This window comes from Leptolyngbya sp. AS-A5, from assembly GCF_039962495.1.
Taxonomy (GTDB): domain Bacteria; phylum Cyanobacteriota; class Cyanobacteriia; order Leptolyngbyales; family Leptolyngbyaceae; genus Leptolyngbya.
Window position 1 is genome coordinate 1 of sequence record NZ_JAMPLL010000046.1, and the last position, 25,159, is coordinate 25,159.

25 protein-coding genes and 4 pseudogenes are annotated in these 25,159 nt (G+C 45.8%); 14 read left to right on the forward strand and 15 right to left on the reverse strand.

Annotated elements, in window-relative coordinates; genetic code table 11:
- Positions 1-115: 115 nt before the first annotated feature.
- From NC980_RS24180 to NC980_RS24190, 3 genes and pseudogenes are all read left to right on the forward strand, one after another.
- A pseudogene (locus tag NC980_RS24180) lies at positions 116-736 on the forward strand (ATP-binding cassette domain-containing protein); the annotation flags it as partial.
- A gap of 19 nt (positions 737-755) precedes the next feature.
- Positions 756-1,909, forward strand: a pseudogene (ssuD, locus tag NC980_RS24185) (FMNH2-dependent alkanesulfonate monooxygenase).
- 176 nt (positions 1,910-2,085) lie between these two features.
- Positions 2,086-2,301 carry a hypothetical protein gene (locus NC980_RS24190; RefSeq protein WP_190376382.1) on the forward strand — a complete coding sequence of 72 codons (216 nt, stop codon included), beginning with the start codon at positions 2,086-2,088 and terminating at the stop codon, positions 2,299-2,301.
- A 119-nt stretch (positions 2,302-2,420) separates the two neighbouring features.
- Here the strand turns inward: NC980_RS24190 and NC980_RS24195 are convergent, their stop codons facing one another.
- The gene (locus tag NC980_RS24195) at positions 2,421-3,593 is read right to left on the reverse strand and encodes a YeeE/YedE family protein (protein WP_190376383.1); all 1,173 of its coding nucleotides are present in this window, start codon (positions 3,591-3,593) and stop codon (positions 2,421-2,423) included.
- Positions 3,594-3,932: 339 nt separating this feature from the next.
- Between NC980_RS24195 and NC980_RS24200 the strand changes: the two genes are divergently transcribed.
- Positions 3,933-4,742, forward strand: a complete 810-nt coding sequence (locus tag NC980_RS24200) for a PhnD/SsuA/transferrin family substrate-binding protein (protein WP_190376384.1) — start codon at positions 3,933-3,935, stop codon at positions 4,740-4,742.
- Here NC980_RS24200 and NC980_RS24205 read toward each other — a convergent pair.
- Both NC980_RS24205 and NC980_RS24210 read right to left on the reverse strand, forming a co-directional pair.
- The gene (locus NC980_RS24205) at positions 4,729-5,985 is read right to left on the reverse strand and encodes a tetratricopeptide repeat protein (protein WP_190376385.1); all 1,257 of its coding nucleotides are present in this window, start codon (positions 5,983-5,985) and stop codon (positions 4,729-4,731) included. The two genes, NC980_RS24200 and NC980_RS24205, sit on opposite strands and share 14 nt — an antisense overlap.
- A 305-nt stretch (positions 5,986-6,290) precedes the next feature.
- Entirely contained in the window at positions 6,291-7,157 is an 867-nt protein-coding gene (locus NC980_RS24210; RefSeq protein ID WP_190376386.1) for an alpha/beta hydrolase, read from the reverse strand.
- Between the two features lie 313 nt (positions 7,158-7,470).
- On the opposite strand from NC980_RS24210, the gene NC980_RS24215 reads away from it, so the two are divergent.
- Positions 7,471-8,853, forward strand: a complete 1,383-nt coding sequence (locus NC980_RS24215) for an LLM class flavin-dependent oxidoreductase (protein WP_190376387.1) — start codon at positions 7,471-7,473, stop codon at positions 8,851-8,853.
- A gap of 308 nt (positions 8,854-9,161) precedes the next feature.
- Positions 9,162-9,356 (forward strand): hypothetical protein, encoded by a 195-nt coding sequence (locus NC980_RS24220; RefSeq protein ID WP_190376388.1) that lies wholly within the window; start codon positions 9,162-9,164, stop codon positions 9,354-9,356.
- Positions 9,357-9,360: 4 nt separating this feature from the next.
- Here the strand turns inward: NC980_RS24220 and NC980_RS24225 are convergent, their stop codons facing one another.
- Both NC980_RS24225 and NC980_RS24230 read right to left on the reverse strand, forming a co-directional pair.
- The gene (locus tag NC980_RS24225; protein WP_190376389.1) at positions 9,361-9,954 is read right to left on the reverse strand and encodes a Crp/Fnr family transcriptional regulator; all 594 of its coding nucleotides are present in this window, start codon (positions 9,952-9,954) and stop codon (positions 9,361-9,363) included.
- Between the two features lie 217 nt (positions 9,955-10,171).
- Positions 10,172-10,474, reverse strand: coding sequence for a hypothetical protein (locus NC980_RS24230; protein WP_199298469.1), 303 nt, complete (start codon positions 10,472-10,474; stop codon positions 10,172-10,174).
- A gap of 683 nt (positions 10,475-11,157) precedes the next feature.
- Here NC980_RS24230 and NC980_RS24235 point away from each other — a divergent pair.
- Positions 11,158-11,595 (forward strand): Rrf2 family transcriptional regulator, encoded by a 438-nt coding sequence (locus NC980_RS24235; protein WP_190376390.1) that lies wholly within the window; start codon positions 11,158-11,160, stop codon positions 11,593-11,595.
- A 19-nt stretch (positions 11,596-11,614) separates the two neighbouring features.
- On the opposite strand, the gene metX is transcribed toward NC980_RS24235, so the two are convergent.
- The 4 genes from metX to NC980_RS24255 form a co-directional block, all read right to left on the reverse strand.
- Complete coding sequence (gene metX / locus NC980_RS24240) at positions 11,615-12,715, reverse strand: homoserine O-acetyltransferase (RefSeq protein WP_190376391.1); 1,101 nt, start codon at positions 12,713-12,715, stop codon at positions 11,615-11,617.
- Positions 12,712-14,013, reverse strand: coding sequence for an O-acetylhomoserine aminocarboxypropyltransferase/cysteine synthase (locus tag NC980_RS24245; protein ID WP_190376392.1), 1,302 nt, complete (start codon positions 14,011-14,013; stop codon positions 12,712-12,714). The genes metX and NC980_RS24245 overlap by 4 nt, the downstream gene beginning before the upstream one ends.
- 89 nt (positions 14,014-14,102) lie before the next feature.
- Positions 14,103-14,411, reverse strand: coding sequence for a hypothetical protein (locus NC980_RS24250; RefSeq protein WP_190376393.1), 309 nt, complete (start codon positions 14,409-14,411; stop codon positions 14,103-14,105).
- 358 nt (positions 14,412-14,769) lie between these two features.
- On the reverse strand, positions 14,770-15,744 hold the full coding sequence (locus NC980_RS24255) for a sulfurtransferase (protein WP_190376394.1): 975 nt from the start codon (positions 15,742-15,744) through the stop codon (positions 14,770-14,772).
- A gap of 1,161 nt (positions 15,745-16,905) precedes the next feature.
- Between NC980_RS24255 and NC980_RS24260 the strand changes: the two genes are divergently transcribed.
- The 4 genes and pseudogenes from NC980_RS24260 (at position 16,906) to NC980_RS24275 (ending at position 19,170) form a co-directional block, all read left to right on the forward strand.
- A complete protein-coding gene (locus tag NC980_RS24260; protein WP_190376395.1) occupies positions 16,906-17,373 on the forward strand; it encodes an APC family permease in 468 nt (155 codons plus the stop codon).
- Between the two features lie 15 nt (positions 17,374-17,388).
- Positions 17,389-17,943, forward strand: a pseudogene (locus NC980_RS24265) (APC family permease); the annotation flags it as partial.
- A complete protein-coding gene (locus NC980_RS24270; RefSeq protein ID WP_347272593.1) occupies positions 17,941-18,741 on the forward strand; it encodes a sulfite exporter TauE/SafE family protein in 801 nt (266 codons plus the stop codon). The pseudogene NC980_RS24265 and the gene NC980_RS24270, both read left to right, overlap by 3 nt.
- On the forward strand, positions 18,742-19,170 hold the full coding sequence (locus NC980_RS24275) for a DUF1634 domain-containing protein (protein WP_190376396.1): 429 nt from the start codon (positions 18,742-18,744) through the stop codon (positions 19,168-19,170).
- Here the strand turns inward: NC980_RS24275 and NC980_RS24280 are convergent.
- Positions 19,161-19,994 (reverse strand): prohibitin family protein, encoded by an 834-nt coding sequence (locus NC980_RS24280; RefSeq protein WP_347272592.1) that lies wholly within the window; start codon positions 19,992-19,994, stop codon positions 19,161-19,163. The genes NC980_RS24275 and NC980_RS24280 overlap by 10 nt on opposite strands.
- 106 nt (positions 19,995-20,100) lie before the next feature.
- On the opposite strand from NC980_RS24280, the gene NC980_RS24285 reads away from it, so the two are divergent.
- Positions 20,101-20,664 carry a cadmium resistance transporter gene (locus NC980_RS24285; RefSeq protein WP_190376397.1) on the forward strand — a complete coding sequence of 188 codons (564 nt, stop codon included), beginning with the start codon at positions 20,101-20,103 and terminating at the stop codon, positions 20,662-20,664.
- Between the two features lie 111 nt (positions 20,665-20,775).
- Positions 20,776-20,931 (forward strand): cadmium resistance transporter, encoded by a 156-nt coding sequence (locus NC980_RS24290; RefSeq protein ID WP_190376398.1) that lies wholly within the window; start codon positions 20,776-20,778, stop codon positions 20,929-20,931.
- Between the two features lie 11 nt (positions 20,932-20,942).
- Here the strand turns inward: NC980_RS24290 and NC980_RS24295 are convergent, their stop codons facing one another.
- The 5 genes from NC980_RS24295 to NC980_RS24315 all read right to left on the reverse strand — a co-directional run bounded on the left by NC980_RS24295 (position 20,943) and on the right by NC980_RS24315 (position 24,137).
- Positions 20,943-21,230 carry an NIL domain-containing protein gene (locus tag NC980_RS24295; protein WP_190376399.1) on the reverse strand — a complete coding sequence of 96 codons (288 nt, stop codon included), beginning with the start codon at positions 21,228-21,230 and terminating at the stop codon, positions 20,943-20,945.
- 39 nt (positions 21,231-21,269) lie between these two features.
- Entirely contained in the window at positions 21,270-22,067 is a 798-nt protein-coding gene (locus tag NC980_RS24300; RefSeq protein WP_190376400.1) for a sulfite exporter TauE/SafE family protein, read from the reverse strand.
- A gap of 2 nt (positions 22,068-22,069) precedes the next feature.
- Positions 22,070-22,396, reverse strand: a complete 327-nt coding sequence (locus tag NC980_RS24305) for a hypothetical protein (RefSeq protein WP_190376401.1) — start codon at positions 22,394-22,396, stop codon at positions 22,070-22,072.
- Positions 22,397-22,510: 114 nt separating this feature from the next.
- Positions 22,511-22,972 (reverse strand): Rrf2 family transcriptional regulator, encoded by a 462-nt coding sequence (locus NC980_RS24310; RefSeq protein ID WP_190376402.1) that lies wholly within the window; start codon positions 22,970-22,972, stop codon positions 22,511-22,513.
- Positions 22,973-23,123: 151 nt separating this feature from the next.
- Complete coding sequence (locus NC980_RS24315; RefSeq protein WP_190376403.1) at positions 23,124-24,137, reverse strand: TOBE-like domain-containing protein; 1,014 nt, start codon at positions 24,135-24,137, stop codon at positions 23,124-23,126.
- A gap of 263 nt (positions 24,138-24,400) precedes the next feature.
- On the opposite strand from NC980_RS24315, the pseudogene NC980_RS24320 reads away from it, so the two are divergent.
- Positions 24,401-25,032: pseudogene (locus tag NC980_RS24320) on the forward strand (LysR family transcriptional regulator); the annotation flags it as partial.
- Between the last annotated feature and the right edge of the window lie 127 nt (positions 25,033-25,159).

Sequence of the window (25,159 nt, forward strand, 5' to 3'; positions counted from 1 at the left end):
AAGATTGGCGAGAAATTGCTTGCTTGAAAGTTGCTGCGTAATATTGAGCAACGCCGAATGTTCAGGCATTATTGTACTTAATTTTGAACATAAGCGGTTAAGTTGATGATACCGATTAGAGCGATCGACAAGCGGCAAAATTCTGATCAACGGAGAACCCTTGCAATTCCTCAATTCCAATGCGCGTGTTATGTTTCAAGATGCGCGATTGTTGCCGTGGAAGCGAGTGCTGCAAAATGTGGGATTAGGGGTTCGGCATCGCTGGAAAGATAAAGCAATTTGGGCATTGCAGCAAGTTGGATTAGAAGAGCGATCGCAGGACTTTCCACTGGTTCTTTCTGGAGGACAAAAGCAGCGTGTTGCTTTGGCAAGAGCGTTAGTGAGCAATCCGCGTCTACTCCTTCTCGATGAACCGCTCAGTGCTTTAGATGCTCTGACTCGGCGTGAGATACAGCACTTGATCGAACAGCTTTGGCAAGAACAGCAATTCACTGCCCTACTGGTTACACATGATGTCGATGAAGCAGTCGCACTTGCCGATCGCGTGATTTTGCTGGAAGCAGGTGAGATTGCGACCAATCTTCCTATTTCTCTACCACGTCCTCGCGATCGCAGTAGTCCAGCTTTTATCTATCTCGTTGAGCAAGTTCTAGCACGAGTAATGCAATCAGAGAAGACTTCTAAGTCTCAGGATTCGGCTGATTTATCAACTTTTGAAGTTCCAGCACGCAGATAGACAATCGGGAGGAGCATTGATGCAAGTTCTTTGGTTTATTCCAACTCATGGGGATGGTCGTTACCTTGGAACCTCGATCGGGGGAAGAGCGACCAACTATGATTATTTGAAACAAATTGCTCAAGCAGTCGATCATTTAGGCTTTTTCGGAGCATTGCTGCCAACAGGTCGTTCTTGCGAAGACGCTTGGATTGTTGCTTCTACATTGATGCCCTTGACGCAACGAATGCGGTTTCTGGTTGCAGTGCGTCCGGGATTAGTTTCTCCTGGAGTTGCTGCTCGGATGGCGGCAACCTTTGACGACTATCGAATGGACGCTTGTTGATCAATGTGGTAACAGGCGGTGACCCAGTTGAATTAGCGGGTGATGGACTGCATTTGAGCCATGACGATCGCTATCACTTAACCGATGAATTCTTAGCGATTTGGCGCGAAATTGCTCAAGGAAACGAAGTCACTCAGAAAGGCGATTATCTCAACGTTCAGGGTGGAAAAATGCTGTTTCCGACCGTTCAGAAACCCTATCCTCCGCTCTGGTTTGGAGGCTCTTCACCGATTGCTAAAGAGATTGCTGCAAAGCACGTCAATACCTATTTAACTTGGGGTGAACCACCAGAACAGGTCGCTGAAAAGATTCAATCGGTGCGGCGATTGGCGGAACAGCAAGGACGATCGCTAAAATTCGGTATTCGCCTACATGTTATTGTGCGCGAGACAGAAAGTGAAGCTTGGGATGCTGCGAATCAATTGATCCGTTATGTGGATGAGGACGCGATCGCGACTGCACAGAAAGCTTATGCCCGAATGGATTCTGAAGGACAGCAACGCATGACTCAGTTGCATAACGGGAGTCGTGAAGCGTTGGAAATTAGTCCGAATCTGTGGGCAGGTGTTGGTTTGGTACGAGGAGGAGCGGGAACAGCGTTAGTAGGGGATGCGGATACGATCGCGGCGCGAATGCTGGAGTATTCCAATATCGGAGTTGATACCTTCATTCTGTCAGGCTATCCACACCTGGAAGAAGGCTATCGCGTCGCAGAATTGCTATTTCCTAAGTTGCCTTTAAGTCACTTCACTCAAACCGATCAGCAAGTGATGTTCAGCCCGTTTGGGGAAATTGTTGCGAATGAGAAATTTCCGAAGCAACAACAATCAGCCCCTACCGTAGACTAATTCCACCATTTCACTTAATGAGCAAATCTGAAAGACTATCGAGCGATCGCATCTCGATTAATGGGTGAATTCGCAATTTCGGTCTTTGCAACGAAGGTCACTACCACTCGCGTAGGACTGTGACTAATCGAATTTTTAAACTCATAGCGATTCAATACTCCTAATGAGGCGAGACTATGGCATTTCACAATCTGATTGAACGAGAAATTTCGGCAGGTGAGCCTTGGGAAATGAAGCAATCGGAGAGTTACGAACTGAAAGTTCGCAACGTTTGGGAGATTGAACGTCCGCGAGAAGCAATCCAAAACACCAGCGAGGTTATGCTTCATAATTTGCATCGGAGATATCGATTTCTCTCTAAGTTCCGATATCTCCGTCATTTTGTCCGCTAAGTACAATCCAATCAGCCTTCTGCTAAGGGTGGCTAGAAAACTTTACAACTTTTAATGTGCGCTCAAGACTTCCCATCTTTGAGAAGTCTTGAGCGCACATTAAAAGTTGAGCAAATTAGTTAGTTAGAAAGCCTAAAGATCGATCGCGCCTTTATCCCAATTCCTGTTCCCAACAGAGCAAACACAATCCATAACCAACCATGCAAACTGGTAGAAGCAATCCCACCAAAGTATGCTCCAACATTACACCCAAATGCTAATCGTGCCCCGTATCCCATCATTAATCCGCCAACTAAAGCAGCCACGATCGCAAGCTTTGACTGAGGCTTTTTCAATGCTAACCGACCTGCTAACGTTGCTGCTAAGGCTGCTCCTAATACGACTCCAAAATTCATCACTGAAATCGTGTCAGCAAATACGCTTTTCCGTAGCGCTTCAGCCCCCATCCCTTGGCTCCAGAATGCACTTGTCGCCGGATTCCAACCGAACAACTGAGCAATCTTCGCTGTCCACAGCGTAAAGCCCCAAGTCACTCCCCAAGGTCTTCCTGCAATCAAGAGTGTTAACCAATTGAACACTGCCAGGGCGATCGCGCCCCAGACTAATGACCACGGACCATAAAGAAGAGAAATTATTTTAGTCGGTTTCTCAATTGCTGTAGGAGCGCGGTTTTTCCAAAGTGCAAACGCAATCAATCCCAGAACTGCAAGCTGAATTGCACCACCTGCCCACCCAAAAGTATTGACCAGCGAAATCGGTTGCAGTTTGGGAAGACTCGCCCAAAGACTTCCGGTTAAACTTGCCCCAAAAGAGCCAATTCCAAAGGTCAGCAGTGTTAGTAGCATTCCACTGCTACCGCCCCCGATCGTATAAAGCGTTCCACACGCACAACCGCTCCCTAGCTGCATTCCGATGCCGAAGAGAAATGCACCGATCGCGCCTTGAACGGCAACGGGTGCAACGGCTCCCTCGATCGATTGTCCAAAGAAAGACCGACTTGCTAAAAACGGGACAAATAAAAGCGTTGCAACCGACAGCATCAGTACCTGTGCCAGCACTCCATTGACATCACGATAAACAAACAATCTTCGGTACGCTGAGGCAAACCCAAAGCTTGCATGATACAGACTGATGCCGAATAAGCTACCAATCAAAAACAACACAGTTTGTTTCCAACCAAATAGCGTCAATCCAATACTCATTGCGACTGCGATCGCTAAAACAATTAACACCCCTAACCGTTGAGGGCGAGGTTGAGAAGAACGAGGCAGAGAAAGTTCAATGCTGCTCATGGCGTTTCATTTCAATAAAGACTTTTAAGCGGTTTACTGTTCTCGAAAAGCATGAGTAAGACAATCATGAAAAGTATATTCTCATGTCATGTCTGAATAAACAAGATTAAATCCTAAAAGTCGAGCGATAAATTGGAGTATAGGAATTACGAAGATGTTAACTAGATGCGAATCCGAACAATCTAAACTGACATCCGTATGTAACGGAAGAATCCAGAAACACTGCTTTTGAACTCCTATCAATATCGTTTGCACTTCACAGCAGCCTGAATTTATAAATACGGTAAAACGGTGGATTTTTGCTTAATATACAAAAAGAATGTTTTGCAGTCGTCTCGAATGCTTCAGAAAGCACAACTTGTTTCGTTGAATGCTGTTTCTTATTTAGCTCCCAACTGGATGGAGCATTATCAGGCGATCGCACGTTCGATCAGTCAAGCGCTTCACTGTGAGATCCAGCTTCGTGCAAGCGATCGCCAGCCGCTCGACGACCTACAAAAGCGTCAGGTTGATCTTGCCTTTATTTGTGGATTGCCATTTATTCGGAACTGTCGCATCGCACCGGGACAACTGAGAGCGATCGCGGCTCCGGTTATGCAAGCAGAGCGATATCAGAATCGTCCAATCTATTTCTCAGATATTATTGTTCGTCCTGATAGCTCGTTTCATCGTTTCTCAGATTTAGCAAGTTCGACCGTTTGCTACAACGATCCTGGCTCGAATAGCGGCTATTATCTGCTTCGGTATCGCTTACTACAAGAGCACTCAACTCACTTTTTCAGGCAAGCAGTTCAATCGGGCTCTCATCAGACCTCTATTCGCTGGGTGATTGAGGGAAAAGCCGATTGTGCTGCGATCGACAGCACCGTTTTAGAACAAGAACTGCGCGTATTTCCCGAACTTGCAGCTCAAATCCGAATTGTTGAATCGAGTGATCCTTATCCAATGCCGCCGATTGTTGTTTCTCAACAGTTAGGTGAAGATTTGATCGATCGAATTCAAACTGCATTGCTGCACCCAGATGCAGAATTAAAGGCGGCAATGGCTCGAATGAATGTGAGCCGATATGCCGCCGTGACAACCCAGTATTATGATGCGATCGCAAAAATCTATGACACTGTGATCAATTCTCGATTTAGCCAGCTTTAAAGGCTTGCCACTGAGATTTATGCTGTAAGACTGCGTGTTGATAGATTTGCTCGAACAATTTCCGTTGAGTTCGACTTCCACCGATTGCTTGTAGGTTTGATAAATTTGGCTGTAATTGCGCGATCGTAATTGTCCAATTGCCTTGAGCATGAGCAATTAACCCTTTAGCAACGGGAAGAACGACCTGAAGCCAAATGGACTGTGATTCAGATGCAACTCGTTGTGCATGACTTGTCCAACTGTGCAGCAAATCATTCACCCAATCCGTGTATCCTGCACGCGCTAGTGCATAGACATAGTGCAAATCTTGAAATGGTAATCTGTGTTCGTGTAAGCGTGCATGGAGATAGGGAGCGATTGCGTTCCAGCGTTGCCCAACTTCTACGCCTTGCAACTCTAATCTGATTAAAGTTGCGATCGCTCCAACTTGATCTTTCGATGAGAACGAATTCGCTCTTCCCCAAATGTGTTGATCGTAGAGCGCTAACACCTTTTCAACATTGCCTAACGCTAAGTAGTACAGTGCAACGTGCCACCAATTATGGGTATATAACATTGAGTTGCATTGCTCCCAAGTATCCGAATGCTTCTCCATCCAAGCAATGCCTGCTGCGGGTCGGTTCTGCTCTTCTAACACATGGGCGATCGCGTGCTGTGCCCACGGATCAGCAGGATTCAATGCGATCGCCTGTAATCCGACTTTCATCGCCTGATCAACCTCACCACACTGCTCTAATCCAAACGCAGTCATTCCATATAAATAGTGGAGATGCGGGCTGTCTAAATTCATAGGCAGCACTTTTTCAGCAATTCGCAGCAATCGTCTCGCATCTCCCCGATAAAAGTAGTGATATTGTCCCTGCTGAACCGAGATCAAATCTTGGGGATAGTGAAGCGCGATCGCTTCGTGCAGATTAATGGCTTCAGGTATGTCCCCCCGCGCCCAAGCCGCGATCGCGCTGATATACCATTGCTCTCGTTCAGTTGCGATGGGTGCATACTGTTGTGCAACTTTGAGATGAGCCATAGCAGTGCGATGCGCGATCGCAGTTTCTTGAGAAAGGTAATACGCGGCTGCATACGCTTGCGCGATCGCACAGGTCGGATCGAGGGATAGCGCTTGTAAAATTGCGGATTCAGCTTGATTGCCGTAGTACAGAGATTGGTCGATGAAGCGGTCGAGAGCAGCGATCGCGCCCTCCGCATCTGTCCGAACAGTTAGCCCTTGTGTGTCAATCACCATAAACAATTCTAGAGATTACGATAAACCGATAGAGTTACCGTATTTAATTTCGCCAAGTATGTCACACTGCAATTTGATTGAGCAAGTAAAGTGGATTACAAAATTGCTTAAATCTAATTATCTGTGTGATGCAGAAAAACTTTCCTCAGGTTCTCCAATACAAGAATCATTGAGTGGCGTGACTAAAACGATCAAGCCGAATACTGGATCGCTCTAATGTTCACGCCATTCAATGGCATTCTGGCGACTATGGGCTAGAAGAGTTCCTGGGGTGTTTCAGCAATTACAACAATCAGTGTTGTAGCTCATCGTGTGTTTTGTGTAGAGTACGATGTAATCAATTTTGCTGTACGACAGTTTAACCAGTGCTCCAAATCAATCAGGAGTTCTTCATAGTTAATGTCATTGTGAGGCGCATGACGGCTTCCTGGATATTCCCGTCGCTCTTTGTCGAGGACTGATAACTGTTCAAAGAATGCACGACTTCCTTCAGGATGAGCAACCTGGTCATCTCCGCCATGCAGAATGAGGATCGGAACTTGCAAGTGTGCAGCCTGAGCTTCAACTCGTGCGATCGTCGCAAATAACTCCGTTCCCAAACGGGCACTGCCACAGGAGTGAACCAAGGGATCTTGAGCACAAGCATTGAGAACCGTGCAATCGCGGGAAATCGCTTCGAGATCAATGCCAACCTTGAGCGTGAAGCGCGGTAAAATTCGCGATAAGATGCGCCCTAGGAGAATCTTTTTCGCTGAAATGCCGTTCAATCCAAAGGCAGGAGCGATCGTAATCACACCTTGAACAGCAGCCGGAAAGTGTAAGGCATACTCCAGGGCAATCATTCCCCCTATACTATGTCCAAGCACAAAGCAAGGAAGATTCGTTGTCGATTGAATTTGTCTTAAGAACAGATCTAGATCAGCGCGAAATTCAGACCAGGAATTGATGTGACCACGCTGACCGGATGAGTGCCCATGCCCCCGTAAATCTAGTGCATAGATTGCATATCCAGCAGGAACTAAGTATTGAACAATATTGTTGAATCTACCACTGTGGCTGCCTAAGCCGTGAAGTAGGACTAAGACTGCACGAGTGTTACGCACTGGATGCCAACTTTGATAGTAAAGTCTGAGTCCTCCAACGCTTTTGAAGAACCCCTGAGAATGTTGCATTGTAATAATTTCTGATTGTTTCTGAAAAGGATTCCTCATTCAATCACAGCAATTTCAAAAATCTTTGTTACTTTGATCACTTCAATTCGGTTCATCAGAACAACCTTATGTTGCTGGAATGCTGCTATCTCTCCGTTTAAGTTTAATCTTGACTTAATCGATAGACATATCGTAAATTATTTCATCACTCGCAACCAACGTATTAATCGCAAAGTGAACCCTGTAACAATCGCGATCGCCCAATCAATACAGAAACGGCAGCTACATTACCGTTTTGACTCTTCTACGCATATAGAACTCTAGGACATCCGCCATGAATAGAAACAAAAAGCAATTAAAACTGGGTGCATTCTTGCCAGGATCAGGGCATCATGTGGCAGCATGGCGGCATCCTGATGCCCAAGCCGACGGTGGACTTAACTTTCAGCACTATACGCAGATTGCTCAAACCGCAGAGCGCGGTAAGTTCGATATGCTATTTCTTGCGGATGTGGTTGCCGTTGCTGACCGAGGACAAGGAACACCTGCTTCGAGCCGGTTGGGACAATTCACGGTTTATTTTGAACCCTTCACACTGCTATCTGCCTTGTCTGTGGTTACAGAGCGAATCGGTCTTGCTGCAACCGCTTCAACGACCTTTAATGAGCCGTATCATATAGCGCGTAAGTTTGCTTCACTCGATTACCTGAGTAAGGGTCGCGCAGGATGGAATTTAGTAACCTCCTCAACTGAAGCGGAAGCCCTGAACTTTAATCGCGATCGACATATGGAACATTCCTTACGCTACGATCGCGCACTAGAGTTCTTCAAGGTTGTCACCGCCTTGTGGGACAGTTGGGAAGATGATGCTTTTTTGCGCGACAAGGCTTCTGGGCTGTATTTTGATCCAGATAAGTTGCACATACCAGATCATAAAGGTGAGCATTTCTTGGTGAAAGGTCCGCTCAATGTGGCGCGACCTCCGCAGGGCTACCCGGTGATTATTCAGGCAGGTTCTTCTGAAGATGGTAAGAATCTTGCGGCACAGACCGCAGAAGTTATTTTTACGGCTCAACAAACTTTGCAAGATGCTCAAGCGTTTTATGCAGATGTCAAAGCACGGGTTGTACAGCATGGACGATCGCCGGATCACGTCAAGATTATGCCGGGAGTGTTTCCAGTCATTGGCAGAACTGAGCAAGAAGCAAGAGAGAAATACAATCAGCTTCAGGAGTTAATTCATCCGCACGTAGGAATTGCACTGCTCTCAAGTATGATTGGTGCTGATTTGTCAGGTTATGAGGTTGATGCTTTGCTTCCAGACCTTCCAGAAACGAATGGTGGAAAGAGCCGTCAGAGGCTATTAATCGAACTCGCTCACCGAGAGAATCTAACCATTCGGCAGCTTTATTTTCGGATTGCTGGAGCGCGGGGACATTGGACGATCGTGGGCACTCCAACGCAAATTGCCGATCAACTTGAGGGGTGGTTTATTCATCAAGGAGCAGATGGCTTTAACATCATGCCTTCTTATTTACCCGGTGGTCTAGATGACTTTGTGGATCTAGTCATCCCGGAATTGCAACGACGGGGATTGTTCCGTACTGAGTATGAAGGAGCTACACTACGAGAGCATCTTGGCTTACCAAGACCTGTCAATCAACATCATTTAACGATCGTTGAGCAGCAGCGATCAACAATTAAGGTTCCTGTTTAGAACTGCAAAAAGTATTGTCATCAGAAATGAGCGCTTAGGATCATGGCATCCAAACCTTCTCCAGATCACAGTATAAGTTCTTAATTTCTGATGACTTTTCTACTGCCATCTTATCAATCAATTAGTGCTGAAAGTAGAAAGTACAGACAACAAAATTTAAAAGCCAAAATCAAATATTTGGGCTAAATTACTTAGGTTAAATTGTGTCGTACTGCTTTATCGTACTGTTTTGGGAAAGCACAAACCAAAGCTTGTAAAATATCCTCAGATCAAGCTGCACTTAAATCTGCAACTAATATACTTTAGCCTTGATACTTACTCGACTATTGTCGCTGCTCGACGGCGGGCAGAAACAATCCTGGTTAAAGCTGTTGAAGTCAGATTTAGAAACGATCGCGATTCTGTTTCTCTTGGCGCTCAGTTTTGCAACCGCCGTCGCTATCTTCACGCCAGAACCACCTGCTAACCTAGATGCTAGGCAATGTGAGCGAATTCATTCTTAATTCCTTAAATCTCATAGTGCCAAGTTGCTTCCGGTTGCAGTAATGTCAGCTGATTCGGCAGTCGCTGAACAATGCCTTGCTGCTCGAATTGCTTAAGGACACGGGTAATCGTCACGCGAGTGGTTCCTAGCATTTCTGCTAAGTCTTGATGGGTCAAACGCAGTTCAATTAAGCGACCATGCTGCACTTCACGTCCAAACTTCTTCGATAGCCAAGTGAGCAGCTTTAACAGCATGTCTTCAACTCGGCGATGACTGCGAATCAGCATGAACTCTTCAGCCTGCTGTACTCGCCCCAGTAGAAAAGCAGGATCAGGATGCCACTCATTCGGAGAAAGTGGCGTGACCTCAACATCAGTTAGGCACTCGATTTGATAGGGATCGATCGCACAGAGAAACTTCCCAACTACATCTCCTGGGCCACATAAGCTCAATGTGACGGTTGAGCCATCTTCTAGCCAACTGAGGGTTCGTACCACTCCCGATTCAATTCGCCAAAGCGCAATTTGTTGAAGCGGAATTGTTGATCGACGTTTAAACGTTCGCGTTGCAGGTTGGGCTGGCAATTGGGAAACAACACAGGGAAGAATGGACTGCATGAGCAAGCCTCGGATCTAACAGAAGTGCAAGATAGCTACATAAGGCGATCAACAAAGATCATCTGGTAAACACATTAATTCGATCGAGTTACCGTATTTACAAGATCTGATACTAGCACGATCGCGCTGTTTGTAAACCATTAAGCATCACCAATTTGATTCTCCGGAGCTAAGAGCAGCGCGGTTAGGGTGATTAAAAATCTACCCATGCAGAACTTTAGCGAGAAACCAAAAAGCCAAAATTCGCGTTCTCTACTTCAGAAGGCTGAACCTTCATCAATTCAACCAGCCGTGAAAACCAATAAATAATCTCGGGGTCGCAGCAGGTCGTGAGACGCGCAATCTCTACCGCCAACTGATAGGCAGTTTCACCTTTGGCGTGGTCGTTCAGCCCTGCATGAGCCAGTAGATCGGCTTTCAAATCTCCTGGATAGTGAGGCAGGTGCTTCTCACCTTGGAACTGAAGGCGATCGAGCAAAGGATGCCAATCGATTTGGGTATCAATACTAGGGTTCATCATTTGCATAATCAATTCGATATGCATAATCAATTTGATATGCTTTTACCCTAAGAATTTACAACGATAAAAGCAAGCATTCTTTTTTGTTAATTTCATAACTTCAACTTATGAAGGAAGTCATGATCTTGCCAAATCAGAAAATATTTGCTTCGTAGAGCTTATGGAGTGAGCTTTGTGCCCCTTGCTTGACTGGTAGCTTGAAGATTGGGCATTTCTTGCCGACAGGTATGACAAAACCAGTACACTCCTGTTCTGCGGATATGACGAAGTAGTTTGTTAGAGCAGCAGGGGCAAACACTCATTTGTCATTCTAATGAGAAAACATCTACCTCTATGTTACTTACTTCTTCCAAGAATAATCACATAATCCAATCGACTTTTGGGAGAATTGAGACCATTTTTTAGAGCCTATAAGCAGCCTGACTGCTGAAAATCTCGTTTCTGGTACTCGCTCTATTGAAAATATTTCTTAATATCTGATGTGACAACTTAGACAGCAAATTTGTTGACGTGAGACGTTCAGGTGCATAATAAATTGAGGTGATGATTTTGAGAACAAATAATATTTGAAGTTATGGATAAGACCCTATATCTTGAGAAAAGTCCATATCTCGATCGATAAGTAGAAAAAATACGTTTGCCCTAAACCTAAAACGGCTTGCTCATTCTCGCGAAACTCCGTTATGCTTCTAGAACTTTCAGGTCGAACGAAATATGCGCTCATGGCGATGCTGGAACTCGCTTCCATTTATAGCACTGGTGAGACGCTCCAAATTCGTCAGATTGCAGCTGCTCAGAATATTCCCGATCGCTACCTAGAGCAATTACTGGCAACCCTGAGACGAGGAGGGTTAATTTCAAGCGAGCGTGGAAAGAAAGGAGGGTATCTTTTATCTCGACCGCCGTGGAAGATTACGCTGCTGGAAATCGTCAGCTGTATGGAAGGGGGCGATTCATCTGAGGCGAACGATGATTCTGAGTCTGTTTCGGTCAGGGCTATTTCTGAGATTTGGCAAACTGTGAGAAAAGCAGCGGATGATGTGCTGGAGAAAAACAGCTTGCAAGATCTTTTAGAGAAACGTAATTATTTCCAGCAGCCGATTACGATGTACTACATCTAAATTACCAAGCATAGACACATCAGTGAGAAGCAACTGACAAATTATGTAGCGAGTTTGTTACTTGCACTGCGCTCCGGGATTGCTGAAGAGAGCTACGAAACTGAGCAACGAAATTGTTTAATGTCGCCATGTCCATCAGAAAAGCGTCATGACCATGCGGAGAATGAAGTGTCGCAAGCGTTGCGTTTGGAACTAAGGCGGCAAGCTCTTCTTGTTCGATCGGAGGATAAAGAACGTCGGAACTAATTGAGACAATTAACGCAGGTTGACAAATCTGTTTCAGTGCAGAACTATAGCTCTCAGATTGAGCAACATCATGACTATCCATTGCATGAGTCAGCGTGATGTAAGTGTTGGCATCAAAGCGATCGACAAACTTACGACTCTGATAGTGCAGGTATTCCACAATCTCAAAGATTGCATTGCTAGCTTGTCGCCCGAATCGATCTGAGAAACTCGTCCAAGATCGGTAAAAGCTCATCGCCATCATGCGAGCCGTTGCTAAACCCTGAGCAGGTTGCTCGGTATAGTTCCCATTCTGCCAATTTGGGTCGGCATAGATTGCTTGTCGCTGCGCTTCACTAATGCCAATACACCAAGCAGAATGACGACCCGGAGCCGCAATAACAGCGATCGCCTTCACTTTTTCTGGATATAAGACTGCCCATTCCAGTACCTGCATTCCTCCCAACGATCCGCCGATGACAAGTTTAAGCGATCGGACTTGCAAGGCTTCAAGTAAAAGTGCTTGCAGCCGAACCATATCGCGGATTGTAATTCTCGGAAATGCAGAACCGTAAGATTTTCCAGTCCCTGGATTAATTGAAGTTGCGCCAGTTGTGCCGTAACAGCTACCTAGAATGTTGCTACAGATAATGAAGTCTTGATCAGTGTCGAGCGATCGTCCTGCACCCAGCAACGGTTTCCACCATTGAGCAACATCGGCTGAACCCGTGAGGGCATGGCACACGAGTACCGCATTATCTTGGGTTGCATTAAGCTTTCCCCATATGCGATACGCAACCTTAACTCCAGACAGAACATCGCCCGATTCTAAAGCGAATGGTTCTGGCAAGTGATAGAACTGCGTTTCGGGCGAGATAAAGCGCTGATAGTTCATGAGACTTGCTCAAAAGCCTGTTCAAAGTCTGCTTTAATGTCCTCAATGTGTTCGATCCCTACCGAGACTCGAATCAAGTCGGGGGTAACGCCTGCTGATTGTTGTTCCATCAGTGTCAATTGCTGGTGTGTTGTGGAAGCAGGATGAATCACTAATGTTTTTGCATCTCCAACATTGGCGAGATGAGAGGCAAGTTTTACATGACTGATAAACGATCGGCCCGCCTCAATTCCGCCTTTAATTCCAAAGTTCAACACACCGCCGAATCCATGTTTCAGATACTTCTTCGCTCGATCGTGATAAGGATGCTCTGGAAGTCCCAGATAGTTTACCCATTCCACTTTCGGATGCTGTTTCAGCCATTGGGCGAGTTCTAGAGCATTATCTACATGACGCTGAACTCTCAAGGAGAGAGTTTCTAATCCTTGAAGTAGCAAGAACGCATTAAATGGACTAAGACACGCACCTAAATCTCGCAGTCCTTCGACCCTAGCGCGAATAATGAAAGCAATATTGCCAAATTGACTTTGTGTGCCAAAGACATCATTAAAGTTCAGCCCATGATAGCCCGGAGCAGGCTCAGTAAAGAGTGGAAACTTCCCATTTCCCCAGTCGAACTTGCCGGAATCCACAATTACTCCTCCGATCGAGGTTCCATGTCCGCCGATCCACTTTGTTGCAGACTCAACGACAATATCGGCTCCGTACTCAATGGGGCGCGCTAAATATCCACCTGCTCCAAAAGTATTGTCCACAATTAATGGAATACCGTTTTCATGGGCAATGTGAGCCAATGCAGCGAAATCGGGGACATTGAACTGGGGATTGCCGATTGTTTCAACATACAAGGCTTTAGTACGGTGATCGATCGCGCTCCGAAAGCTTTCTGCGTCATCCCCATCCACAAACTTAACGTTAATTCCCAACCTTGGCAGCGTTACTTTGAACTGATTGTAAGTCCCGCCATAGAGATAGCTAGTTGAAACAATATTATCTCCAGCTTGAGCAATCATGCTAATTGCCAGCAGTTGTGCTGCTTGACCGCTCGAAGTCGCCAACGCTGCCACACCACCTTCGAGTGCAGCGATCCGCTTTTCAAACACATCGGTCGTCGGATTCATAATCCGAGTGTAAATATTGCCAAACTCTTGCAGAGCAAACAATCGGGCACCGTGATCCGCATCGTCAAGCACGTAAGAAGTGGTTTGATAAATGGGGACAGCACGGGCATTGGTTCCGGGTGCAGGTTCTTGTCCAGCGTGGACTTGAAGCGTTTCAAAGTGATGAGATTGGCTCATGGGATGTCCAAAGTACGAAATCTTTATCGTAAAACCGTATTTTGATAGTGTAAAACACGATCGTTGAATAAGCAAGATGGTTCAGAGCGCTAAATCTTTAGATTGAAATTCTTAGCCATTTCAATAATTTCCACACTGTTCCAGTGAAAAATCCTCTGTTGTTGAGCACTGTGAATACAAATTTGACTAATACCTAACTCCTCCTGAACTAAACGAGCGATCGGAATTAGCTCTAGATATAGCATCGGATCAATTGTTACGTCCTGTTCGCGGTGAATCAGCAACAAATTTATTGTTGTGAGCGAAAGCAAGGTAAGACGACTGTTTTCTAGCAGTAACCTCGGCGCAATCGTAAGTAGACGATTGATAATGCTTGGTTCTTCAATGTTTGAAGACATAAACTTTCCTATTACACTGCATTTAGACGAGATAAAGCACGATCGCAAAACACTCCCGCGACGATCGTGCTTCAAGCTGTTAGTAAGATCCGGGTGGCTCTTTTCGGGGTGGATCAGAAGGCGGTGTGCAAGCAAGCAATCTAGACGAATCCAAAATCAAAGTTGGAGCAGCGATCGTGAAACCCGCAACTGTTCCAACTGTCAACAAAGAAATGAAGATAAATTTCATCGTAAGTTACCTACTCAAAACGAACTACAAAATTGCAGCGATACAAGCATGATCTACCTTCTAGTACGGGAGCAATAAACTGCTGACGGACAGGATACATTGCTTGCATCACTATACTGATAACACTGGTTAAGCCACCTTATCAGCACCCGTTTCAACAGGTAGATCTGACTGGCTATACTCCGTCCATGATCCTTCGTAAACTCGCACTTTGGGATACTTCAATAGATGCTTTAGCACAACGTATTGTAATGTTGCTTCCCGCCCAGTGCTGCACGTTACGATCACATTGTCCGCAGGCGTAATCTTCTTCGATGCTAGGATTTGCTTAATTTCGTCCAAAGACTTCAGCTTGTGGAAGTTTCCTTCATTCGTCGTTGGGTTGCCCAAGGTGAATGTTACCCAAGGAATGTTTCGTGCTCCTGGAATGTGACCATTGCGCATCCAGATCTTCTCTTCGCCGCTAAACAATCTAAGTGGTCGTGGATCAATAAACTTGACCGTCGGTTGATTTAAGAAGCCGCGCACATCTGCAAGCGTCACCCGAATTGAGGGATTATCCTGAACGGTGAAGCGAGTCGGCTGATACTTAGGAAATTCCTGGGTTACAGGTTGCCCGGATGTCTTGTACGCCGCAAATCCACCATCTAACACGGCAATATCTTTCACGCCCGATCGTTCTAGCAGATAAGCAACCATTGTTGCGCCTAGAATATCTCGCCCATCTGAGTACACCAACACCCGGCTATTGCTTGATACCCCCGCTTGCGAGAAAAGCTGCCCTAACTTGCCTGTACTCCAATATTGCACAGGCAGCAAGCCATTAGGACCGCGAAATGTGTTGTCGGCAATGTGAATGGCATTGGGCAAGTGACCTGCAAAATACTCCAATGGGTTAGTGCGAACATCTAAGACCCGGAGATTGCGATCGCTGCTATTTTTCGCTACCCAATCCGGGGAAACAAACTGAATGGTTGCACTTTGGCTTGCCATTAACGGCGAACCCGAAAAAGCTGGAATGGCAATGAGGCTAACTAGAAGCGCAGCTAACACCGCTAGAACTTTGGGCTTCTTCAGCCTGAGACGCAGTAATTTCCGAATCATGACCTTAACCTGAAATGATGAGGGTTGTAAAAGGAATGAGCGCTCCAAAAATACGGTATTTCGACCGGTTTACTGGACAAATCTATTTTCTAGAATTCCACAAATTGACAAAGATCTCAAGCCCGACAGCATCGAAAAGTTAGACATTGCAGAGATTAACTAACTTAAGTAGATAGATGCTCTAGCTGATCCCTCGAAAGAACAAGGGAATAAGAAGTATGCTCAGCAGGATAAGCAGAGTAGTGATACAGACCAGCGTTAGGGTGAGAAGAGGAGTAGCACGATTCATCAAATTTCCTGACCCATATTTCAGTGGTTAGGGTTTTCGTAACTTTCAACTGTCAAGGATTCATTCTCCCTTTGGTTCGCGGTAGCCCTAGGTCGGCACAGGCTCATCTATTTGCAAAGATGCAGAAATTGAATTAGCGAACGGGATGATAGACAGGAGAGATTGCGCTGTGCTGAGCGATCTTCACATTGAGTTTTTAGAGATTTCTACTTGACCCAACGGTGCGATTGCTCAATAAATACGATAAACCGATTGAATTACCGTACTTATTTAGATTAGATAGTAACACGCTCCTGAAATCTGTGAAACATACAGCTCCAGTCGAGCAGGAGATCACCCTGCTACCGTCTAGGCGAAATCCGTATCACAGTCACTTGATTGCAGAATCTAAGCTAGAGCGCTGCAACACAGAAGCTCATCTTTGCGCTCAAAAATCATCTCGATCGCACTTCTAAAGGCTTCAAAACTATCGGTAACTTCCTAGTTCAGAAATTTCCGTAGTTAGGTCAAATTTGAGATGATTGTTTTAGTAGCGAATAAAACTTTTCAGTATTTTCATCCTCTTTAAAGCCTATAAAGATGATTGGGCTAGGTGAAATTCTGCGCTTATTTTATTTGCTTGAAATCCTTGAAAATCCTTTTGTTCAAATGTTTACCCTCAGATACGGTAAAAATTGATTTTTATGTTTTTATAAAATTTCACTTCAATGATCTCGGTTTATCGTTTTGACAAAAAAGACTACTTGCTTCTATCAAGTAATAGAAATACAGTGAAAAACAGCAAATCTAAATCGATTTGAATCGAGCAAATCTTATCCATTCACACATACGGACAGACCCCGGCTCTCAAACATTACAGGGAACGCTCTATCATGACTGCTGAAATTCCTATCTCTCCAAGCCTGCATGGCTTAAAGCGAGAATGTCTCTCTTACGGTGAGGTGTTAGCTCAATCCTTTGCAGTGCTTGCTCCAACGACAGTCCCAGCAGCGGTGATGGGCTTAATCTACGCTTCGTCAGGAAATGGCACTTGGCTCAGCTTTTTGCTGGGGATGATCGGACTGCTTTTCGTGGGCATCAACATTAACGAGTTTGCCCGCCGCTCTGCTTCTCCGGGATCGCTCTATTCCTATGCGGTGAAAGGGTTAGGTCCGACCGCAGGCATGTTGAGCGGTTGGGGATTGATTTTGGCTTACTTGTTCACGGGAATGTCTACCTTGTGTGGCTTTGCGATTTTTGGGCAGAAGCTGCTGGGTTATGTTGGCATTCATACCCACATCTTGACGCTGTTTGTGGTGGGAGTTGCTGCGGCTTGGTATGCTGCCCACAAAGGTATTTAACTCTCTGCCAAAATGATGTTGCTGCTGGAAGGCGCATCGATCGGTTCTATTTTGCTACTTGGCATTCTGATTTGGGGACACAAGGGATTTGCGATCGATCCGGCTCAACTGACCTTACAAGACGCAACTCCAGGTGGGATCACAGCAGGAATTGTTCTAGTTGTGTTTGGGTTTTCAGGCTTTGAAAGCTCGACCTCGCTCGGAGATGAAGCAAAAGATCCCCTAAAATCGATCCCGAAGTCGGTCGCGCAAAGTACGATTCTGGCAGGATTGTTTTTCATTTTCATGGCTTACGTCGAAGTCTTGGGGTTTCAAGGTGCATCGGTCGATCTGGCCAAAACAGAAGCACCGCTTGACTTCCTGGCGCATCAAGCAGGTGTGGATTTCTTAGGCATCTTGATCAGCTTAGGAGCACTGTTGAGCTTCTTTACTTGTACGCTGGGCTGTATTAATCCAACTGCGCGAGTCTTGTTTCTGATGGCGCGACATGGTGTGTTTCATACCTCGCTGGGTGCTTCTCACGAAGAGAATCTCACACCACATACAGCGATCGCGCTCACTTCGCTGTTGACGTTTGCGATCCCGACCGCCGTTTTACTGTTTGGTGGATTGGGCGGCGTCGTCTTGGTTCCATTGTTAACTTCAGTGTTTGACATTGATATTCGATATGCGATCAGGGCTTCGCTCGTGTCTGTAATTGCAACCTCTTCGGGAGCGGCATCGACTTACATCAAGCAAGGATTGACGAATCTAAGAATTGGAATGTTCTTAGAAGTTGCAACCGTGATCGGTGCTTCGATTGGCGCACTCATTGCAACCTTCATTTCCGTCAAGATGTTGGCGATCGTGTTAGCAATCACCTTGCTCTATTCAGCCTACCTTGCTCAACAATCGCGACCGGAATTTTGTCAACCAGAGACCAGCGATCCACTTGCTGCACAATTGCAGTTGAACGGAACTTGTCCCACTCCAAATGGCGCAATCGCTTATGAAGCACAGTCGGTTTCAATCGGATTTAGCATTATGGTGATCGCTGGAGCATTGTCTGGACTGTTGGGAATTGGTTCAGGTGGATTCAAAGTCTTAGCAATGGATCAGGCAATGCAGCTTCCATTCAAGGTTTCAACAACAACGAGCAATTTTATGATCGGAGTCACGGCTGCGGCTTCTGCGGGTGTGTACTTAGCGCGAGGCTATATCGATCCAGGACTAGCAATGCCTGTGATGCTAGGCGTATTTCCTGGCGCATTGCTCGGTGCAAAGGTTTTAATCGGCGCGAAAACTCAATCACTACGAATTCTATTTAGTCTGGTACTCGTCGTGATGGCGCTTAAGATGGTGTATAACAGCCTGATGGGAGGGGCGTAGATGTATCAAGATGCAGATCCGAAAGCAGTTTCAACACTCGAAACGCAAATCCTCACGCCCTCTCATGAAGCACAGTTAGCCCGATCTCTCAGCAACTTACTCCAATATGGGGTATGGCTTGCAAGCGCGGTTGTCCTGATTGGTGGCATTCTCTACATTATTCGACATGGGGCTGAACCTGCCGATTATCATGTCTTTCGAGGCGAGCCCGCAATGTATCGATCGCCCGCAGGGATTATCACTGCAATGTTTGCAGGTCATCGTCGCGCTATCATTCAGTTTGGACTACTGATCCTGATTGCAACGCCGATCGTCCGGGTCATTCTCTCATTCATCTCGTTTCTTCGCTGGCGCGACTTTACCTATGCTGCAATTACTGCCGTAGTTCTTTCTGGCTTGATCTACAGCTTTATTGGTGCCTACTTCTGAGGCGCTTGCAATTTCTGGCTAGTCTCAATCAGTTGTTTCAGATCCAATAGCTTTGTCCCTTCACCACCGACAATAAACGGTAAATTTCCGTTCCATTTCTCGATCGCTTGTCTCTGCAACAGTTCAGGCGTTAAGCTCTCTCGTAACAATTGTTGAGCAACCGCTTCTCCTCTGGCTCGATTGGCGATCGCTTCTGCCTCTTTTGCGGCTTTCAGTGCGACAAACTCTGCTTGTTTTGCTTCCTGTTCTGCCACCTGTTTCGCTTCGACTGCCTCTCTAAACCGTTCTGAAAACTTAATATGCACCAGCGACAGATCATCCACAGCGATGTGATAAGGCTGTAATCGTTCAGTCAAAGCTTGATCAACCTCAGCTTTGACAGTCCCACGCTCGGTAATAATCGCCTCAGCCGTATACTTCGCCATGACGGCTTTTAGCACTTCTTCGACCGCTGGACTGATAATGCGCTCGATCACCGCCTGCTTGTTACCAATTTGCTGATAGAGTCGGTGAACTTCTGTGGGGACGATATGCCAGTTGAGTGCAACATCAGCATAGACATCTTGTAAATCTTTAGAGGATGCTTCGGCTGAAATTTCCTGGCTTTGCACCCGAACACTGAGTTTCTCAACCGTGTAAACGATCGGAAGGATTGGATGAATGCCTTCTGACAAGACTATTTCTTGCACTGCACCAAAGCCCATCAAAACACCCCGCTCTCCAGCATTGACGATCGCAAAGAAGCTTGAAAGCAACGCCAAACAGAGCAAAACCAGGATGACTTTGAAGGCAATTTGAGAGTCTTGTGAGTTCTTCTTCGGCACTTTCAATGCTTTAAGGGTTATGTTTCAGAATCCAGAAGGTTCAGCAATCATCGAACTTTAGGAGAACTTCCGTTAATATACAACAGATACGGACGACGCTTTCTTCATGCTTCAAACTCTTTTTTTCAATCCGCTCGCAATCACACCTGTAGAAGTGGGAATTGCGATCACAACTAGTATTGCTGCTTTTGCTGCTACCAATCTCGATGACATTTTGATTCTGATGCTGTTTTTCGCACAGGTTGATCATCGGCTCCGTCCGAAACACATCTGGTTTGGTCAATATCTTGGCTTCGGACTCTTGCTTCTCGCCAGTTTACCTGGATTTTTTGGAGGGTACTTGATTCCTCGCCCTTGGCTCGGCTTGCTCGGTTTCCTACCCATTGCGATTGGGTTCAGTCATTTCTTCCGAAAAGAAGAAACAACGCTTCAAACCGTCCATTCAGAAGTTTTAGCCCATAAGCCACAGTCTTTTCTGGCTCCTCAAACCTATCAGGTTGCCACTGTAACGATCGCGAACGGTGGCGACAATATTGGTAGCTATGTTCCTTTGTTTGCCAATAGCACTCCGATTACTCTAGCTATCACTGTAGCTGTGTTTTTTATCATGATTGCAGTTTGGTGTATAGAACCCATTTGGGATCTTTTACTGTGTTCACAAGGTCGATAACTTCTCGGCTTCATGATTCGGATAGTCTTCGAACTATGATTTTTCTGCTAGATTTACGAATTTCTCGAAACGGGCTTCCTGCTTACCTTATGTGTCAAGAAGAGATCCCAAATGGGTTCTATAGTTGCGAATTCGTTGAGCCGTCATCCTGCAATTGCACAATTCATTACCCGCTATGGCGATCGAATTGTTCCCTTCGTGCTAATTGGATTAGGGATTTACATTTTAGTCGAGAGCAAAACCTACGAACTGCTGAAAGCGTCTTAGCAAAATTGCTATTAATACCAGTCATCTTCAGTCGTGTTAGGCTTTCCCCTCACCGGCACGTTGAGTGACTTCAAATGGATCAACCCTTGGCTAATTTGCTGGGGTGTTCCTCGTGTTTCTATATCGCAGTAGCTTTCGCCAATATTACTCTTACCGAGGTTAGCACCTGTAATATTGACGACTAAGTTAAAACCTGAAACTAAACGAGAAAGAATGGGTTCTCGATGATATGAGGCTGAAATTTCTAGGCGTAACCGAACGCGATTCAAGGTTTGGTATCGAAGTAATGAGGATGTCATAACTGATCGCTTCTCTTCAATCGGTACAATGCTAGTTCTCTAAGCTGTATGTGCTAATTTCCAACTCACCATGACCAAAAGTAAATAGATACTAAATCGGAGTGGACGTTGCGGAATTAGCTTACAAAGTCTTGCCCCAATCAACACCCCAGGGACTGAGCCGAGCCAAATGGGAAGCACTAGGCTCCAATCTACGGTTCCCAATGTCAGATGCCCGATCGAGGTAAACCCTAATAAGATTGCTGCTTGAGCTAAGTCGGTTCCTACTAATTTGCGGGCATCGAGTTGAAAGAAAGCAATTAGCACCAATGCAAACATCGAACCCGAAGACACGCTTGTTAATCCCACAATGCAGCCGAGAATTGCACCGATCGCGATCGCGCTTCCCCGCCCGCCATAAGTTTCTAAATCTAGCTTGGGTAGAGTCGGGAGTTCATGTTGGGGTGCGAGAGTCATTAACAGCAACTGTAATAATGCAGTTCCCGTCACCAATAAAATTGCATATCCAATCAGATGCAATAGCAATCCATCTAAATTTAAACTTTCAATATTTCTTAATTTGTGCAATAGTGCAATGCCGCAGAGGGAACCCGGCACACTACCAAATGCTAACCACTTCACAGCCGCACAATCTACTGTTTGCTGCCGCCAGTGCTTGACTCCCCCAATCACCTTCATTAAGGTTGCTGCAACGATATCCGAACTTACGGCAACTGAGGCAGGCACTTGAAACATAAACACTAACATGGGCGTGATTAGCGATGCACCACCAATCCCGGTCAACCCGACGACGATTCCCACGGCAAAGCTGAGCGCAGTTAGCAGTAAGTAGTGCATTTCTACTGACCTCCCAGAAGCAGGGTTGTATCAATGCCGGGAAGGTCAAGCACCTTTAACTGAACGAGTGCGACAACCGCGATCGTAAAAATCGAAGAAGAAACGACACACCACAGCAGTTCTTTCTTCAAATCCCGCTCTTGGGATTGAAAAACGTCGATCGCGACTGCTTGCATCAGCAGAATTCCGATTAAATTTGAGAACCAGTATCCAGTCACCGTTCCTGGCAATACCCAGCTAGAAGAGAACAGGCTGCAAACATAGCCAAATCTATATGCGACAGGCAGATTGAAAATCAGGTCATTCCACCAGCACAGCGGCGAGAGCATTTTATAGAAACAACATTGAAAGATCGCAATGCTATGTCTCGCTCTGAGCGATTTCAAAGCATTGCAGAGGGACCAACTGATTTATCAATTAATTAGGAGCTACCTATGGGTCAGCTAGATATAGTACATCAGATTTGATTGCTGTAGCGCATCTCGCTGTTGGAGGAGAGCCTTAAGCGTGATCGATCCGAGGAGTTCCTGCGATCGCGCATTGTTTTCATACCAGATTTTGTAAATGATTTTCCGCTCGACCGTAGGAGCAGCATCAATATTCCGCTGTTTACGCTCCCCATCCATTAGCGTAACGATATCTAGGAGCGTGATTTCATGCGGATCACGCGCTAAGACAAATCCACCTTTCGATCCGCGCAGGCTCCGAACAATGCCACCTCGGCGTAACGTTGCCAAAATCTGCTCAAGATAGCGTTCAGGAATGTCGTGCTTTTCGTTAATTGCAGCAGAGGTCAGTGGATAAGGCTGCTCACGGTGGCTTGTAAGCTCTAGAAGCGCTAGCAATGTATATTCGACTTTGGACGACAATTCCAGAAGTGTACAAATCTGAGAATTTACTTGCATGCAAACTACACTTATTCGCTCGATTTAGTGTAGTTTAGCGCAAATCGCAGAATTTCAATAAAACAAAGCTATTGAGAAAGTTCTACGATCTGCATTAGAAGCCCCTAACTTGAGTAAAAGCTCAGCGCAATGGGAAAAGTGAGTTTATCTCTCACGCGTAAGCTGGAAACGTTTTCACTGATTTCGGCTTGATGTAGATCGGCTGATCCACTCGCAATTGCAGTTGGTTAAATCGATCGCGGCTCAAATTGGCAGTTACCAACTCTTCAGATTCCAACCGAACTTCCACAATGATTTCCCAACCGAGATGGACAACTCGATCAACTCGCGCAGGAACCGCTTCAGCCGATGGTGCCAAGTCGATCCTGATATCGTGTGGGCGCAAAAAGATGCGATCGGACTTGAGTCCATCACGCCCATTCTCCGGCAAAATCCCTGAGTGAATCGGGACAACATTCACCGGACCAATGAAGCTCATGACAAAAGCGCTTGCGGGATGGTCGTAAATTTCAGTAGCGGTTCCGACCTGTTCAACTTTGCCTTGGTTCATCACCACAATCTCGTCTGCAACTTCCATCGCTTCTTCCTGATCATGCGTCACAAAAACCGTCGTAACGCTGACCTCCTCATGCAGGTGACGTAACCAAGTGCGAAGCTCTTTGCGAACTTTGGCATCTAGTGCTCCAAATGGTTCATCGAGCAATAAAACTTGGGGTTGAACTGCAAGGGCACGCGCCAGAGCCACCCGCTGCCGTTGTCCACCCGAAAGCTGAGAAGGATAACGATCGCCCAATCCTTGTAACTGAATTAATTCAAGCAGTTCCTCGACTCGCTCTCGAATTCTTGCTTTTGGTGCTTTGCGAAGCTCTAGGGCAAATGCGATATTTTGACGAATCGTCAGATGTTTGAACAAGGCATAATGCTGGAATACAAAACCAATGTTGCGTTTTTGTACCGCAGTATAGGTGGCATCTCGTCCGAGCAAGGCAATTTGACCTTCATCGGGCTGTTCTAAACCTGCAATCATTCGCAGCAGCGTTGACTTTCCTGAACCTGAAGGACCCAACAGCGCTGCCAAGGAATTTGTTTTGATGCTGAGGCTGACTTGATCGACAGCATGAAACGATCCATAGCGCTTTGATACGTTTTGAACTTCAATTCCCATCCTGTGTGGCTCCTTCGGCAGTTCGACTTTACTATCTACGATTTGCCTATCAAGCTACAGTATATAACAAGTAAGCCAGGCTATATGTAACTTTTAGTACGTTTCCAGCCTGCAAAAATTCGGCTTAAACATCTAGTTTTTTAACGGAAACAGCAACTTTAAATGAATTTCCCGCTTTCTTGATCAGTTTATGCGAGTTTAAGTAATATAACAAATACCAATTCAAAGACTTGTATCTTAAAGGCTAAATGCGCGATTCATAAATGATACTTGAACAATTGCGAATTTTTTTAGCCGTTGCAGAGCAGTTGCATTTCACCCGTGCAGCCGAAGCCCTGTATATTACTCAACCTGCGGTTAGTGCAGCAATCCAGACGATCGAGGCAAAATACGGTGTCAAATTATTTCACCGCATTGGTCGCAGAGTTGAAATCACCGACGCGGGACAACTGCTTCAGGTGGAGGCGCAGAAAATTCTTGATCAAGTTGCATTTGCGGAACGGCAACTAAGAGAATTAAACAATCTACAACGCGGTGAACTTAAAATTGGGTGTATTTGACGGTTGGTAATTATTGGCTTCCCGATCGCATTAGTCGATTCAAACAGCAATACCCAGGAATTTATATTCATTGCATCTTAGGAAATGCAGAAGAGATCGGAGAAGGCACAGCGCTTGGAAGATTTGATCTTGGACTAGTCACAGGTGGAGTGAAGCAGTCTTGTCAAGACCATTTACAGCAGGAATCCGTTGGTCAGGAGCGCTTGCAGATTGCGGTCGGTCAAAGTCATCCTTGGTTCGGACAGCCCACGATCGCGACTCATGAGTTATTGACCAGCACTTGGGTTATGCGCGAATCAGGATCAGGTGCACAACAGATGTTTGAGCAGGCTTTAGCGCGTTGGCACAGTAGACTTCTTGCGTGAATCAGCGAGAGCATCGTAGAAATAGGTCAAGGAGGACAAACTGATGACCTACAAACAGCTCAAACATCTGAAACCCAACGCCTTCAAACGCCGATGC

Coding starts and splice junctions, on each gene's coding strand:
- NC980_RS24190 (WP_190376382.1), top strand. CDS start 2,086: ATGGCATTTCACAATCTGATTGAACGAGAAATTTCGGCAGGTGAGCCT.
- NC980_RS24195 (WP_190376383.1), bottom strand. CDS start 3,593: ATGAGCAGCATTGAACTTTCTCTGCCTCGTTCTTCTCAACCTCGCCCT.
- NC980_RS24200 (WP_190376384.1), top strand. CDS start 3,933: ATGCTTCAGAAAGCACAACTTGTTTCGTTGAATGCTGTTTCTTATTTA.
- NC980_RS24205 (WP_190376385.1), bottom strand. CDS start 5,985: ATGGTGATTGACACACAAGGGCTAACTGTTCGGACAGATGCGGAGGGC.
- NC980_RS24210 (WP_190376386.1), bottom strand. CDS start 7,157: ATGCAACATTCTCAGGGGTTCTTCAAAAGCGTTGGAGGACTCAGACTT.
- NC980_RS24215 (WP_190376387.1), top strand. CDS start 7,471: ATGAATAGAAACAAAAAGCAATTAAAACTGGGTGCATTCTTGCCAGGA.
- NC980_RS24225 (WP_190376389.1), bottom strand. CDS start 9,954: ATGCAGTCCATTCTTCCCTGTGTTGTTTCCCAATTGCCAGCCCAACCT.
- NC980_RS24230 (WP_199298469.1), bottom strand. CDS start 10,474: ATGATGAACCCTAGTATTGATACCCAAATCGATTGGCATCCTTTGCTC.
- NC980_RS24235 (WP_190376390.1), top strand. CDS start 11,158: ATGCTTCTAGAACTTTCAGGTCGAACGAAATATGCGCTCATGGCGATG.
- metX (WP_190376391.1), bottom strand. CDS start 12,715: ATGAACTATCAGCGCTTTATCTCGCCCGAAACGCAGTTCTATCACTTG.
- NC980_RS24245 (WP_190376392.1), bottom strand. CDS start 14,013: ATGAGCCAATCTCATCACTTTGAAACGCTTCAAGTCCACGCTGGACAA.
- NC980_RS24250 (WP_190376393.1), bottom strand. CDS start 14,411: ATGTCTTCAAACATTGAAGAACCAAGCATTATCAATCGTCTACTTACG.
- NC980_RS24255 (WP_190376394.1), bottom strand. CDS start 15,744: ATGATTCGGAAATTACTGCGTCTCAGGCTGAAGAAGCCCAAAGTTCTA.
- NC980_RS24260 (WP_190376395.1), top strand. CDS start 16,906: ATGACTGCTGAAATTCCTATCTCTCCAAGCCTGCATGGCTTAAAGCGA.
- NC980_RS24275 (WP_190376396.1), top strand. CDS start 18,742: ATGTATCAAGATGCAGATCCGAAAGCAGTTTCAACACTCGAAACGCAA.
- NC980_RS24285 (WP_190376397.1), top strand. CDS start 20,101: ATGCTTCAAACTCTTTTTTTCAATCCGCTCGCAATCACACCTGTAGAA.
- NC980_RS24290 (WP_190376398.1), top strand. CDS start 20,776: ATGGGTTCTATAGTTGCGAATTCGTTGAGCCGTCATCCTGCAATTGCA.
- NC980_RS24295 (WP_190376399.1), bottom strand. CDS start 21,230: ATGACATCCTCATTACTTCGATACCAAACCTTGAATCGCGTTCGGTTA.
- NC980_RS24300 (WP_190376400.1), bottom strand. CDS start 22,067: ATGCACTACTTACTGCTAACTGCGCTCAGCTTTGCCGTGGGAATCGTC.
- NC980_RS24305 (WP_190376401.1), bottom strand. CDS start 22,396: ATGCTCTCGCCGCTGTGCTGGTGGAATGACCTGATTTTCAATCTGCCT.
- NC980_RS24310 (WP_190376402.1), bottom strand. CDS start 22,972: ATGCAAGTAAATTCTCAGATTTGTACACTTCTGGAATTGTCGTCCAAA.
- NC980_RS24315 (WP_190376403.1), bottom strand. CDS start 24,137: ATGGGAATTGAAGTTCAAAACGTATCAAAGCGCTATGGATCGTTTCAT.